Source organism: Bradyrhizobium diazoefficiens, assembly GCF_016616235.1.
GTDB lineage: Bacteria > Pseudomonadota > Alphaproteobacteria > Rhizobiales > Xanthobacteraceae > Bradyrhizobium > Bradyrhizobium diazoefficiens_H.
Genome location: NZ_CP067100.1, coordinates 1,793,266 through 1,806,016, shown reverse-complemented (window position 1 = coordinate 1,806,016; position 12,751 = coordinate 1,793,266). Strand labels below are relative to the sequence as shown.

General features: G+C 65.1%; 15 protein-coding genes. 7 read left to right on the top strand and 8 right to left on the bottom strand.

Going from position 1 to position 12,751, the window contains the following annotated elements; genetic code table 11:
* Window positions 1-4 precede the first annotated feature (4 nt).
* From JJB99_RS08585 to JJB99_RS08570, 4 genes are all read right to left on the bottom strand, one after another.
* Window positions 5-919: an ABC transporter permease gene (locus tag JJB99_RS08585; RefSeq protein WP_200498354.1), complete on the bottom strand. Its 915-nt coding sequence runs from the start codon at window positions 917-919 to the stop codon at window positions 5-7.
* Window positions 916-2,049 (bottom strand): ABC transporter ATP-binding protein, encoded by a 1,134-nt coding sequence (locus JJB99_RS08580; RefSeq protein WP_433995776.1) that lies wholly within the window; start codon window positions 2,047-2,049, stop codon window positions 916-918. The genes JJB99_RS08585 and JJB99_RS08580 overlap by 4 nt, the downstream gene beginning before the upstream one ends.
* Window positions 2,050-2,163: 114 nt before the next feature.
* A complete protein-coding gene (locus tag JJB99_RS08575) occupies window positions 2,164-3,624 on the bottom strand; it encodes a glycerol-3-phosphate dehydrogenase (RefSeq protein ID WP_200498352.1) in 1,461 nt (486 codons plus the stop codon).
* Between the two features lie 138 nt (window positions 3,625-3,762).
* Window positions 3,763-6,447, bottom strand: coding sequence for a sensor domain-containing protein (locus JJB99_RS08570; RefSeq protein ID WP_200498351.1), 2,685 nt, complete (start codon window positions 6,445-6,447; stop codon window positions 3,763-3,765).
* 202 nt (window positions 6,448-6,649) lie between these two features.
* Here JJB99_RS08570 and JJB99_RS08565 point away from each other — a divergent pair, with 202 nt between their 5' ends.
* Window positions 6,650-7,753, top strand: a complete 1,104-nt coding sequence (locus JJB99_RS08565) for an NAD(P)/FAD-dependent oxidoreductase (RefSeq protein ID WP_200498350.1) — start codon at window positions 6,650-6,652, stop codon at window positions 7,751-7,753.
* 109 nt (window positions 7,754-7,862) lie between these two features.
* On the opposite strand, the gene JJB99_RS08560 is transcribed toward JJB99_RS08565, so the two are convergent.
* Both JJB99_RS08560 and JJB99_RS08555 read right to left on the bottom strand, forming a co-directional pair.
* Window positions 7,863-8,042, bottom strand: a complete 180-nt coding sequence (locus tag JJB99_RS08560) for a YdcH family protein (protein ID WP_200498349.1) — start codon at window positions 8,040-8,042, stop codon at window positions 7,863-7,865.
* A gap of 113 nt (window positions 8,043-8,155) precedes the next feature.
* Window positions 8,156-8,305 carry a hypothetical protein gene (locus tag JJB99_RS08555; protein ID WP_200498348.1) on the bottom strand — a complete coding sequence of 50 codons (150 nt, stop codon included), beginning with the start codon at window positions 8,303-8,305 and terminating at the stop codon, window positions 8,156-8,158.
* Window positions 8,306-8,373: 68 nt separating this feature from the next.
* Here JJB99_RS08555 and JJB99_RS08550 point away from each other — a divergent pair, with 68 nt between their 5' ends.
* From JJB99_RS08550 to JJB99_RS08540, 3 genes are all read left to right on the top strand, one after another.
* Window positions 8,374-8,580: a YdcH family protein gene (locus JJB99_RS08550; RefSeq protein ID WP_008546179.1), complete on the top strand. Its 207-nt coding sequence runs from the start codon at window positions 8,374-8,376 to the stop codon at window positions 8,578-8,580.
* 142 nt (window positions 8,581-8,722) lie between these two features.
* Window positions 8,723-8,929 carry a hypothetical protein gene (locus JJB99_RS08545; protein WP_200498347.1) on the top strand — a complete coding sequence of 69 codons (207 nt, stop codon included), beginning with the start codon at window positions 8,723-8,725 and terminating at the stop codon, window positions 8,927-8,929.
* Between the two features lie 22 nt (window positions 8,930-8,951).
* Entirely contained in the window at window positions 8,952-9,203 is a 252-nt protein-coding gene (locus JJB99_RS08540) for a hypothetical protein (RefSeq protein WP_200498346.1), read from the top strand.
* A gap of 60 nt (window positions 9,204-9,263) precedes the next feature.
* On the opposite strand, the gene JJB99_RS08535 is transcribed toward JJB99_RS08540, so the two are convergent.
* Entirely contained in the window at window positions 9,264-9,926 is a 663-nt protein-coding gene (locus JJB99_RS08535) for a GGDEF domain-containing protein (RefSeq protein WP_246775176.1), read from the bottom strand.
* On the opposite strand from JJB99_RS08535, the gene JJB99_RS36120 reads away from it, so the two are divergent.
* From JJB99_RS36120 to JJB99_RS08525, 3 genes are all read left to right on the top strand, one after another.
* On the top strand, window positions 9,919-10,062 hold the full coding sequence (locus JJB99_RS36120) for a hypothetical protein (RefSeq protein ID WP_246775175.1): 144 nt from the start codon (window positions 9,919-9,921) through the stop codon (window positions 10,060-10,062). The two genes, JJB99_RS08535 and JJB99_RS36120, sit on opposite strands and share 8 nt — an antisense overlap.
* A gap of 92 nt (window positions 10,063-10,154) precedes the next feature.
* A complete protein-coding gene (gene purE, locus JJB99_RS08530; protein ID WP_200498344.1) occupies window positions 10,155-10,643 on the top strand; it encodes a 5-(carboxyamino)imidazole ribonucleotide mutase in 489 nt (162 codons plus the stop codon).
* Entirely contained in the window at window positions 10,640-11,746 is a 1,107-nt protein-coding gene (locus JJB99_RS08525; protein ID WP_200498343.1) for a 5-(carboxyamino)imidazole ribonucleotide synthase, read from the top strand. Before purE ends, JJB99_RS08525 begins: the two co-directional genes overlap by 4 nt.
* Window positions 11,747-11,782: 36 nt before the next feature.
* Here JJB99_RS08525 and aqpZ read toward each other — a convergent pair whose 3' ends face one another.
* The gene (gene aqpZ, locus JJB99_RS08520) at window positions 11,783-12,505 is read right to left on the bottom strand and encodes an aquaporin Z (RefSeq protein ID WP_200498342.1); all 723 of its coding nucleotides are present in this window, start codon (window positions 12,503-12,505) and stop codon (window positions 11,783-11,785) included.
* Window positions 12,506-12,751 lie beyond the last annotated feature (246 nt).

The window sequence follows — 12,751 nt, the reverse complement described above, 5'->3', positions numbered from 1 at the left end:
CGCCTCAGCGCCCCTCTTCCAGCTGCCGCTTCTGCAGCCGTTCGTACAGCAGCAGCGGCAGCAGCAGCAGCACCAGGAGCGCGATGGCCGCGGCCGAGGCGACCGGCCAGTCCTTGTTGGTGAAGAACTCGAGCCACAGCGTCTGGCCAATCATCAGCGAGTTGGAGCCGGCCAGGAGATCCGGGATCACAAACTCGCCGACAACAGGGATGAAGCAGAGCAGCACGCCGGCGCCGACGCCGGGCAGCGACAGCGGGAAGGTGACGAGCCAGAACACCTGCCAGGGCGGCGCGCCGAGATCGGAGGCCGCCTCCTCCAGCGCCGGCTCCATCTTGGCGAGCGTCGCGTAGAGCGGCAGGATCATGAACGGCAGATAGGAATAGACGATGCCGATATACATCGCAGTATCGGTGGAGAGCCACACCACGGGCTGGCCGACCAGATGCAGCGCCAGCAGGATCTGGTTGAGCAGGCCGTCGTGCTGGAGGATGTTGATCCAGGCATAGATCCGGATCAGGAACGAGGTCCAGAACGGCACGATCACCAGCACCATCGCCACCGCCTGCCGACGTTTTGGCAATCGCGCCATGCCGTAAGCGATGGGATAGCCGATCAGCAGCAGCAGCGCGGTCGCGGTGATGGCAACGGTGAGGCTGCGCACATAGGCGAACACATAGATGTCGTCGGAGATGAGCAGCCTGAAATTGTCGAGCGACAACGCGGCGAAGCCGGCCTTCAGCGCTTCCCATCCTGCCGTCAGCTCGAACACCGGCTCGTAAGGCGGCTGCGCGATCGCGGTCTGCGACAGGCTGATCTTCAGCACGAACGCGAACGGCGCCAGGAAGAACAGCACCATCCAGACATAGGGCGCGATGGCGGAGAACCGCGCCGGCCTTGCGAAGATGCGGCGCGCGCTCATGACGGCAGCACCACGCAATCATCGGGCGTGAACCAGGCAACGACATGCTGGTTCAGGCTGAAGGCGTCGGCGTCGAGGCGCGCGCTATTGGCGACGGACGCCTCAATGATTCCGCCCGTGTCGAGCTTCACCTTATAGGTGGTGGTACCGCCGAGATAGCAGATGTCGGCGATCACGCCGTCGAGGGCGTTGATCGCGGTTTCGCGACCGGCCTCGCTCACCGGGCCGCGCCGCGACAGCTTGACCTTCTCGGGGCGGATCGCGACCGCGAATTTTCCCGCACCGACCGGTTCGCGCGGCTCGGCCACCACCAGCGCACCCGCATCGCGCGTGCCAATGACCAGACGATGACCGTCGCGCAGTTTGGTCTCGCCATCGAACAGGTTGATGTCGCCGACGAACTCCGCGACCCAGCGCGAGCGCGGCGCCTCGTAGAGCTCGCGGGGGCTGGCGACTTGAGCGAGCTTGCCGGCCTTCATCACGCCGATCCGGCTCGCCATCGTCATCGCCTCTTCCTGATCGTGCGTGACGATGATGAAGGTCATCCCGAGCCGGCGCTGCAGCTCCATCAGCTCGCCTTGCGTGCTCTCGCGCAGCTTCTTGTCGAGTGCTGCGAGCGGCTCGTCGAGCAGCAGGAGCTGCGGTCGGCGCGCCAGCGCACGGGCCAGCGCGACGCGCTGGCGCTGGCCGCCGGAGAGCTGATCGGGCTTGCGCTTCTCCAGGCCTTCGAGCTTCACCAGCGCGACCATCTCGGCGACGCGCGTGGCGATCTCGTCGCGCGCCATACGTGCGCGCTTCAGGCCGAAGGCGATGTTGTCGCGCACGGAGAGATGCGGAAACAGCGCATAGTTCTGGAACATCATGTTGATCGGGCGCTCATGCGGCAGCGCCTGCGCGATGTCCTCATCCCCGAGCAGGATGCGCCCCTCGTCCGGCGCCTCGAATCCGGCGAGCATGCGCAACAGCGTGGTCTTGCCGCAGCCGGAGGGGCCGAGCAACGCAAAGAACTCGCCGGCCTTGACGTCGAGCGAGACGCCATCGACGGCGCGGAACGTCCCGAAGGTCTTGGCAACGCCCTCGATGCGCAGCAGTGGCTGCCCCGCTACGGGAAGCGCAGCTCCACCGGTCATACCCGCCGCGACGTCTGTCCTGGGCAACTCGTCCGTCATGATCCCTGCCAAGCCCGATTCCGCCGCACGCTAGCGGCCGATCGGCATTTGCTCAACCGGTTCGGCGGGGCTCAGTCACATCACATTCGCCATGAACGCCGCCAGCATATCACGGTCCGCGGCCGGCATGGTCAGGCCGAGCTTGGAACGGCGCCACAAGATGTCCTCCGGAAAGCGCGCCCATTCGCGGGTCATGAGATAGCGCACCTCTGCAGCAGTCAGCTCAGGGCCGAAGGTGTGACCGAGCTCATCGCGGGTCTTTGCCTCACCGAGCACGGCCGGCAGGCGCGAGCCATAGGCCGCCACCAGGCGCTGGGCTTGCGGCTCCGAGAGAAAACGCCAGCGGTCGCGGGCGAGGTCGACTTCGTGGTCGAAACGATCCCAGGCGAAGTCACCACCCGGCAGCGGTGCACCCGCTGTCCAGGGCCGCGACATTGGATAGAACGGCGTCAGCCGTGTTACCGCCCGCTCGGCGCGCAGGCGCGAGGTGGTGACGTCGCCGCCGAACATCGTGATCAGCGGCGCCTTGCGCCGGCGCGCGTGGAACAGCGTCGTACCGTCGCGCCCTCGCGCGGACGCCAGCGTCAGGTTCACGCCGGAGACCGCCCGCACCACATCGGTCGGGGCGACGCGCTCGCGGAAATAGCGGCTCGCCGCCTCACAGAGATAGCTGACATCGGCCCCGGGCATCGCGACGATCGCGGGATCCCCGGTGAAAGCATGGGTGACCGTGCCGATCAGCGTGAAATCCTGCACAAACGGGCTTGCGAAGATCAGCCGCCCGTCGCTGTTCTGGAAGACGTAGACGTTCTCGGACTCGAACAGCCTGGGCACGACGATCTGGCTCATCTGCACGGCCGCCGTCCGCGGCTGCGGCTGCCGCAGCACGGTCTCCGCGACCAGCGACGTCCAGGCGCCGGTGGTATTGGCGAGCGCGCGCGACGTGATCGTGCGGCGATGGCCGCGATCGACCACTGCGAGCCGCCAGGTGTCGGTCCGATCGGCGCGCACGCAGCGCGCCCCGGTCCGGATCGCGGCACCGCGTTCGGCTGCATCCAGCGCCGTCAGCACCACCAGGCGGGAATCGTCGACGACGCAGTCCGAATATTCGAATGCCACGCCGAACGGACGCTTCAGCGCGTTGCCGACAGGATGATGCGTGATGTCGAGGGTCGCCGATCGAGGCAAGCCGCTTCGGCTCGCCAGACTGTCATAGATATAGAGCCCGGCGCGCAGCAGCCATGGCGGGCGTTCCTCGGAATGGGCGGGAATCACGAAACGCATCGGCCGGACCAGGTGCGGCGCGATGGCGAGCCAGGTCCGGCGCTCGGCGAGCGCTCGGCGCACCCGCGAAAAGCCGCGGCGCTCCAGCACCGAGAGATCGCCATGGATCAGCCGCGGCGTCGCCGACGAGGCTGCGCCACCAAGATCGCCCTGCTCGAACAGGATGACCCTCAGGCCACGGCCCGCCGCATCGCGGGCGAGGCTGACACCGTTCAGGCCGCCGCCGATGATCGCAAGATCGTAGTCCGCCATGAAACCGTCGAGAGCGAAGCGAAGCGCTGCCCATCACTAGAGCCATTTCCGTTCCGATGAAATCGGAACGGGGCTCTGGATTCTTATTTTGACGCGTTTTCTTGACGCGAACCGGTATCCACTGCGCTCGAAAACGCTTTAGCCGGTCTTGAGCGCAAGCTCCATGGCCTCGGTGCGGCCGACGAGGCCGGCATATTTCCCGATCGGCAGCGGCTTGCCGAGCAGGTAGCCTTGCACGCCGTCGCAGCCTTCCTTGGCGAGGAAGGCGAGTTGCTCCACGGTTTCGACGCCCTCGGCGATGATCGACATTTCGAGACCGTGGCCGAGATCGATCACGGCGCGCACGATCGCGGCCGATTGCGGATTGCGGCCGAGATTGATGATGAAGGCGCGGTCGATCTTGATCTTGTCGAACGGAAACGCCTGGAGATAGCTCAGTGAGGAATAGCCGCTGCCGAAATCGTCCATGGAGATACGGACGCCCAGTGCCTTCAGGCGGCGCAGCAGCGCCAGGCCCCGGTCAAAGTCCTCGATCAGCACGCCCTCGGTGATTTCGAGCTCGAGCCGGCCGGGCGCAAGGCCCGTCTCGAGCAGGATCGAATGGACGAGGCCGACCACGTCGCCGTGCATGAACTGCGCCGGCGACAAATTGACCGCGACCTGGAGCGGATTCGGCCAGGACGCCGCCTCACGGCAGACCTCGCGCAGGATCCACTCGCCCATCTCGACGATCAGGCCGCTCTCTTCCGCGATCGGGATGAATTCGGCCGGCGAGACCTGGCCGCGCACCGGGTGCTGCCAGCGCGCCAACGCCTCGAAGCCGATGATCTCGCTCTCAGCGACGCTGTGACGCGCGACGCCCTGCGGCTGGAAGGCGAGTGAAAGCTCCCCGTTCTTGATCGCCATCGACAGATCCTGATGCAGCACGCGGCGGTCGCGGATCTGCTGGTCCATCTCCGGCTGATAGAGGCTGATGGTGCCGCGCGATTTCTGCTTGGCGCGGAACAGCGCCGCACCGGCATTGGCGAGCAGCGAGGCGGCGTCAGTGCCATTGTGCGGGAAGACCGACATGCCGGTGGTAATACCGGCGCGGACCGGCCGGCCGTCGATCTGGAATTCGTGGGCGACAGCCTCGCCGATCTGCTGCGCCAGCGCCAGACCCGCCTCCGGCTGCTTGCCGTCGATGATGAGGCCGAACTCGTCGCCGGACAGGCGCGCCACCACACCGCCGCGGGCGGAATCCTGGAGCCGATGGGCCACCTCGATCAGGAGCTTGTCGCCGAGCGCATGACCGAACACGTCGTTGACCTCCTTGAGGCCGTCGAGATCGACGCAGAGAACGGCGAACTCCTCGCTGGTGCCCTCGCAGGCCTCGATCATCTGGGTCAGCGCCTGCAGGAAAGCGGCGCGGTTGGGCAGATCGGTGAGGCCGTCGTGATAGGCCATGTGCGCCATGCGCGACTCGGTCTGCCGACGGTCGGTGACGTCTTCGTGGGTCTTGATCAGATATTGCGGCTCGCCGGCATCGCTGAGCACGGTGGCGCGGCGGGTCAGGAACAGCCGTAGGCCGTCCTTGGTGGAGATCGGATGCTCCTCGGTGATCATGCCGCGCTTTTTGATCGCCGCCTCGTCGCGCGCGATGATCAGCTTGGCTTCCTTGGCGTTGAAGATGTCGGACGCGGTCAGGCCCGTGGCTTCCTCGCGCCTGCGGTTGAGGATTGTTTCGGCGCTGCGGTTGGCGAGCAGATAGCGGCCATCCTTGACCTGCTCCACGATCAGCGCCACCGGGATGTTGTCGACCACGAGTTCGAGGAATTTCTTGGTGCTTTCCAGCTCCTGCGACAGCGAGCGGCGGTCGGTGATGTCCTCGAACACCAGCAGCAGGAATTCGGGCTGGTTGCTCTCGTTCCGGACCACGATCCGGATCGAGGCTACCATGCGCTGCTCGTCGCCACGCTCAACCTCGAACTGGTTGCGATACTGCCCGTCCGGCGCCAGCAGCGCGGTGCGGTCGGTCGCTTCGATGCTGGCGGCCGAGGCCGGCGCAAACAGCTCACGCGCGTTCTTGCCGACGACGTGGTCGCGCGAAAAGCCCCAGAACCGTTCATAGGCGCTGTTGGCGAAGATGTACCGACCGTCCTCGATGTTCTTGGCGGCGACGCAGGCTGGCACGTTGTCCAGCACGGTCTCCAGGAACTGCTTGGTCGAGGCGAGCTGCCGCGACAGCTTGCGCTGCTCGCTGACGTCGAGATGGGTCGCGACCGAGCCGCCATTCGGCAGAATGAAGTATTTGACTAGGATGGCGCGACCGTCAGGCAGCTCGGTGATGAGCCCGTTGGGACTGGCCGCCTTCTCATAGAACTCGTCGTCGGAGACGCCCAGAACCCCGCGCTGGCGCCGCAGCTCGAGGATGTCGTAGCCGGTCATGTCGGCGCGGAGATCTGACCGGGTCAGGCCGTAGATCTCGAGATAGCGGTCGTTGCAGAAGATGACGCGGCGCCGCGCATCCGTCATCACCACGCCCTGGTTGAGATTGTTCATGGCGCTGGAGACGAAGGCATTGCGCCGCAACTGCAAGCGCCTGGTCCGCCGCAGCGATGAATGGATCCACAGCACAATCGCGGCGAGGAACGCGCAGACCACGATGCCCCCGATCAGGGCTTCCCAGACCACATTCGGGTCGAGCGTGCCGACATAGCTCGGCGCCGCGAAACTGTCCGAGAGGGCATAGGCGTGCGCAGGCGCGACCGCGCCGGCCAGGCACAGCACGGCCTGCACAGCAATCGGAAGCGTGCCGCCCACGTGCCAGTTCTTCTCAGCCATCAGCCACCCGCGATTTCAACGCCGGATTGTCTGGCCTCGCCGGTTTGGATCGGGTAAACGCCTGTACGCGCAACAGAAAAATGTGACGTGAAATACGGCAATTGCCCTGACATGATAAACGCTTCGTTAACGGAAAACGGCCCTGCGCGGTCGCGGCCAGGTTTGATGCGACCAGCGCTTCAAGCGGACATCCTGCACAACCATGGATAGGGTCGACTGTGTCGTCATCGGAGCCGGCGTGGTCGGGCTCGCGGTGGCTCGGAAGCTCGCCCAGGCCGGGCGCGAGGTCATCGTGCTCGAGGCGGCCGAGGCCATCGGCACCGTCACCTCCTCGCGCAACAGCGAGGTGATCCATGCCGGCATCTACTACCGCGCCGGCAGCTGGATGGCGCGCATGTGCGTCAGCGGCAAGCACGCGCTGTATCGCTACTGCTCCGAGCGCGGCATTCCGCACAAGAATTGCGGCAAGCTGATTGTCGCGACCAGCCCGAAAGAGACCGAGAAGCTGCAATCGATCAAGGCACATGCCGAGGCCAACGGCGTGCTCGACATGCAGCTGCTGTCCGGCGAGGCCGCACGCGCGCTGGAGCCGGCGCTGGCCTGCGACGCCGCGCTGCTCTCGCCATCGACCGGCATCATCGACAGCCACGCCTTCATGCTCTCGCTGCGCGGCGAGGCGGAGGGATCCGGCGCGGCCTTTGCCTTTCACACCCCGCTGCTTCGCGCCAAGGCGGCCGGCGGCGTGATCGAGATCGAGGCCGGCGGTGAGGCGCCGATGACCTTGCAATGCAGCCTGCTGGTCAATGCCGCGGGGCTTTCAGCGGTCACGGTGGCGCGCCACATTGACGGGATGCCGATCGACCGGATTCCACCCCCCTATCTCGCCAAGGGAAACTATTTCAGCTGCAACGCCAGGGCGCCGTTCTCGCGGCTGATCTATCCGGTGCCCGAGCCCGGCGGGCTGGGCGTGCATCTGACGCTGGACATGGCAGGGCAGGCGCGTTTCGGCCCCGACGTCGAATGGATCGAGGCGATCAATTACGAGGTCGACCCGTCACGCGCCGAGCGCTTCTATCCGGCGATCCGCAAATACTGGCCGACGCTGCCCGACGGCGCGCTGATGCCGAGCTATTCGGGCATTCGCCCGAAGATCGTGCCGCCCGCGGTGGCCACGCAGGATTTTCTGATGCAGGGTCCGCGCGATCACGGCGTCGAAGGCCTGATCAACCTGTTCGGCATCGAATCCCCGGGGCTGACGTCGTCGCTTGCGATCGCCGATCACGTCGCCGAGCTCGCAGGAATCTAAGCGCCGCGCAAACATGCTTGCACGGTGCGCACCTTCCAGCAGGGACGAGCGCGACAGCTCTCATCCCTGCATGAAGGGTGTGATCAACTCTACGCTGTTACGGGGGTTACTAGTGGAGCGTCTCGCTCTGCCTCAAACGCTCGATCTGGTCCTTGACCATCAACTTCCGGCGCTTCAACTCAACAATTTGCAGGTCGTCTGTTGAAAGGTGCACGAGAGCCTCGTGCAATTCGTTTTCGAGAAGTTTGTGCTTCCGCTCCAATTCAACAAGATGTGCCTGAATTGTCATTCGAAACCTCCTCGGTAGGTTGAACCTCAGGATTCGATCCGGACAAGACAAGTCTACATCACCGATTCGTTCTGTCGATATGTATCCGTCGTCATAGCTTCATTTTTGAAAATTCATATGTAACGAAGCGTGAGTAAGGGAACTGCGCTGGAAAAATCCATGATATCAACGTGCTTGCGCACCGCCGCTGCGAATCGCTCAAAATATTCTCGCGGGAGAGCGGTGCGCAGCGGCCCGAGATCGCTTGCGATCACGTCGCGCAAGGACGATAATTTCCACAGGGCATCCACAGCCTTAATTTCACGCCTATCGGTTTTCGGCCACCGCAGACATGACCAATGAAGATGAGCGTGAGCTCGAAGCCGAGCTCACCCGGTTGCAGCAGGAACACCGAGATCTCGATGCGGCGATCGATGCACTGCATCAATCGCCCGCCCCCGACCTGTTGCGGCTACAGCGGTTGAAGAAGCGCAAGCTGTTGCTACGCGACCGCATCGCGTTCATCGAAGACCAGATCACGCCCGACATCATCGCCTGACCCGCGCCGGCGTTTCGCCGCAGCTTCGGCGCATCTGAATCCGCTTGACTCCAAAAGAACAAAATAGGAACATTTATTGCGCCAGACGCCCCAGGAAACACCCAGGGACTCCCCACGAGTCCTCCTCACAAGGACAACGCAGATGTCGGCAACCGCCCTTCTCGACAACAGCCATTATGAACAGGCCTGCGATCAGGCGATTGCGATGTGCGACGGCAATCTGCGCAGCACCATCAAGGCGCTGATCATGGCCAACGAATATCTGGAAGCCGAACTCGAGCAATTGCAGGCGGCTGTTTCGGCCGGCTGCATTCCCGAGACTTCGCGCAGCAGAAGCAGCGCTGCCTGAACCTCACTGATGGAGCAACGCCATGTCGGATGTGACCTACTACGTTGCAATGCCCTTCCTGATCGATGCCGACGGATCGCCGGTCGCGGGCGCCGCGGAGGAATGCCAGAGCTTGGCGGCCGCGTTGCGGCGCGCCGAAATCATGGCGCACGTTGCAGGCCATATCGGCGCGGTCGCGTTCAGCCGCAGCGGCGATCCCATGACCGGCGAGTTCGGCGACGCCACGCTGCTGCGCAAGTTCGGCAACGTGCCGGAAGATCTCGCAACGCTGTAGTTCTCTTTGTTTGAGCATGATCTTGTCGGAAAACCGCTGCACGCTTTTCCGGATCATGCTCTAGCTGCTGACGAGCCGGATCCGCGGCTCGTGCCGCCGGTGCGCCTTGCGCACATACATGGCGGCATCGGCCTCTTCCAAAGCGCGGCCCGCATCGGACTGCGCGCCCAACAGCGCGACACCGGCGGATGCGCCCGCCGTCACGTGCTGGCCGCGAAAGGTGAACGACAGATCATCGATCGCCTGCTCGAAGATCTCAGCCTTCGCCTTGGCATCGGTCTCGCTGAGATTCCACAGCAGCAGCGCGAACTCGTCGCCGCCGAGCCGGCCGACCACGTCAGAGGCGCGGACCTGCCGCGTCAGCGTGGCCGCGATCGCCTTGAGCACCTGGTCGCCCGCGGCATGGCCGAAGGAATCGTTGATCGGCTTGAGGCGGTCGACGTCGAGCACGATCAGCGCACCGCTGGCGCGGTAGCGCTTCATATAGGCGATGGCGCGCGCGAGCTCGCGCTCGAAACCGCGCCGGTTCGGAATCTCGAGCAGGAAATCGGTGTCGGCGGCGGCCTCGAGTTCGGCAACCCGCCGCTCGGCCGCCTTGAGCTTGCTCCGCAAACCGCGAATGGTCGCCTTGATGGTTTCCCTGGTGCCGTCGCCGGCCGACACTGCCCGCCGCGCCGGCTTGGCAAGGAGTTGGGCAAGGCGCTTGGCGGAACGCTTGGCCAAGCGTTTCGGGGCGGCCTTGGAGCGGGTGGCGCTGGTCTTCCGGCCCTTTTTGGCCTTCGCTGCGCGCGCCCTTTTTGGTTTCTTCATGGGCATCCTGCTCAATGAAGGCTTGCGGGGATTCACCAAGACAGGATAGTGCATTCCCTTCTCCTTGCCACCGCCTTGCGAGCCGCCGGCCGGAACCGTTAATCTGGCCTATCTTTCTGTTTTCCGAGCACAATTGACGTCATGACCGCGCCGATCGCCATCATCATGGGAAGCCAGTCGGACTGGGAGACGATGCGGCATGCGGCCGACACGCTCGCAGCGCTCGGCGTTGCCGCCGACACCCGCATCGTTTCGGCTCACCGCACGCCGGATCGGCTGTTTGCCTTCGCCAAGGGCGCCAAGGCGGCGGGCTACAAGATCATCATCGCCGGCGCCGGCGGCGCGGCCCACCTGCCCGGCATGGCCGCGGCACTGACGGAACTGCCGGTGTTCGGCGTTCCCGTCGAATCCAGGACGCTCAAGGGCATCGATTCGCTCTATTCGATCGTGCAGATGCCCGCGGGCATCCCGGTCGGCACCCTCGCCATCGGCAAGGCCGGCGCGATCAACGCGGCGCTGCTTGCCGCGTCCGTGCTGGCATTGTCCGACCCGGCTCTGTCCGATCGCCTCGCCGCCTGGCGCAAGGCGCAGACCGAGGCGGTTGCCGAGCGCCCGGAGGACAAGGCGTGACTGATGCAAAGCAGGTGAAGCTGAAGCCCGGCGACACCATCGGAATCCTCGGTGGCGGACAATTGGGGCGGATGCTGGCGATGGCCGCGGCGCGGCTGGGCCTGCGCTGCCAGGTGTTCTCGCCCGATCCGGATTCGCCGGCCTTCGACGTCGTGCTGAACGCGACCTGCGCCGAATATGCCGACGTCGAGGCGCTCGAGCTGTTCGCCCATGACGTCGACGTCATCACCTACGAATTCGAGAACGTGCCGTCGGCGGCTGCGATGGTGCTGGATGCGCGCCGCCCGGTGCTGCCGAACCGCAAGATCCTGGAGACCACCCAGGATCGGCTCGCCGAGAAGGATTTCGTGACGAAGCTCGGAATCGGCACCGCGGCCTACGCCGACGTCACTTCGGTGGCCTCGCTGCGCGAGGCAATCCTGAGGATCGGCCTGCCGGCCGTGCTGAAGACCCGCCGCTTCGGCTATGACGGCAAGGGCCAGGCCATCATCCGCCAGGGCGACGACATCGCCAAGGTGTGGACCAGCCTCACCACCAAATCGGCGATCCTGGAAGCCTTCATCCCATACGAGCGCGAGATCTCCGTAATCGCCGCGCGTTCGGCGACGGGTGAGGTCGAGTGCTTCGACGTCACCGAGAACGAGCACCGCGACCACATCCTGAAGATATCGCGCGCGCCTGCGCCGATTCCGGACGGGCTCGCCGAGGAAGCGCGCAGCGTCGCCGGCAAGATCGCAACCGCACTCGACTATGTCGGCGTGCTCGCGGTGGAGATGTTCGTGCTCGCCAATGGCACCGGGCCGAAGGTGCTGGTCAACGAGATCGCCCCGCGCGTGCACAATTCCGGGCACTGGACGCTCGACGGCGCATCGGTCTCGCAATTCGAGCAGCATATCCGCGCCATCGCCGGCTGGCCGCTCGGCAAGCCCGTGCGCCATGGCGAGCTCGTCACGATGACCAATCTGATCGGCGACGAGATCCACGATTACGAGAAGTGGCTCGGCGCGCCGGGCGCGACCGTGCACATCTACGGCAAGGGCGCGCCGCGCCCCGGCCGCAAGATGGGCCACGTCACCGAAGTCAGGCCGACGAAGGCCGGGTAGCGGGACCGGGGCGCGTGCTGCGATCCCGCCTGTCGATCAGGCCGGCTTCACCCCGGCGACGACGCCGGTGGGCTCCTCGCTGAGCCAGCGATAGATCACCCCCCCAAGCGCGCCGCCGATCAGCGGTGCGAGCCAGAACAGCCAGAGCTGCGCCAGCGCCCAGCCGCCGACGAACAGCGCCGGGCCCGTGCTGCGCGCCGGATTCACCGACGTATTGGTGACGGGGATGCTGACGAGATGGATCATCACCAGCGCAAGCCCGATCGCGAGCGGCGCAAAACCCGCCGGCGCGCGGCCGTGGGTGGCGCCCATGATGACGAACAGAAACATCATGGTCATCACCATCTCGGTGACGAAGCAGACGACCATGCTGTACTGGCCGGGCGAATGCGCATCGTATCCGTTCGAGGCAAAGCCCTTGGCGATGTCGAAGCCGGGGGCGCCGCTCGCGATCACATAGAGCAGCTCGGCGGCGACGATCGCGCCGCAGACCTGCGCGATCACGTAAGGCAGGATCTGGCCCGCCGGAAAGCGCCCGCCGGCGGCAAGCCCGACGGTGACCGCCGGATTGAGATGGCAGCCCGAGATGTGGCCGATCGCATAGGCCATGGTGACGACGCTCAAGCCGAAGGCGAGGGAGACCCCGACCAGGCCGATGCCGACCTGCGGGAAGCCGGCCGCGATCACCGCGCTGCCGCAGCCTGCGAATGTGAGCCAGAATGTGCCGATGGCCTCGGCCGCGTATTTCTTCATATCCATGTGGCATCTCCCCTGATTGCAAGATCTCCGGATCAACTTCCGGAAAACGGCCCCGTCCTGGGCGCCAAACCACCCCAAAATAGGACCGCATAGGGCATTTTCGCCGCATTTAATGGCTGAACTTGGCCCGAAAACCCGCTTGGCAGGTGGACATCCAGGGTTTTGTCTGATACATCCGCGCGCTCAAGGTTAAGGGCCTGCGCATTTCGCCATCCCCTTAGACTTACCAGAATTCAAATCCGATCC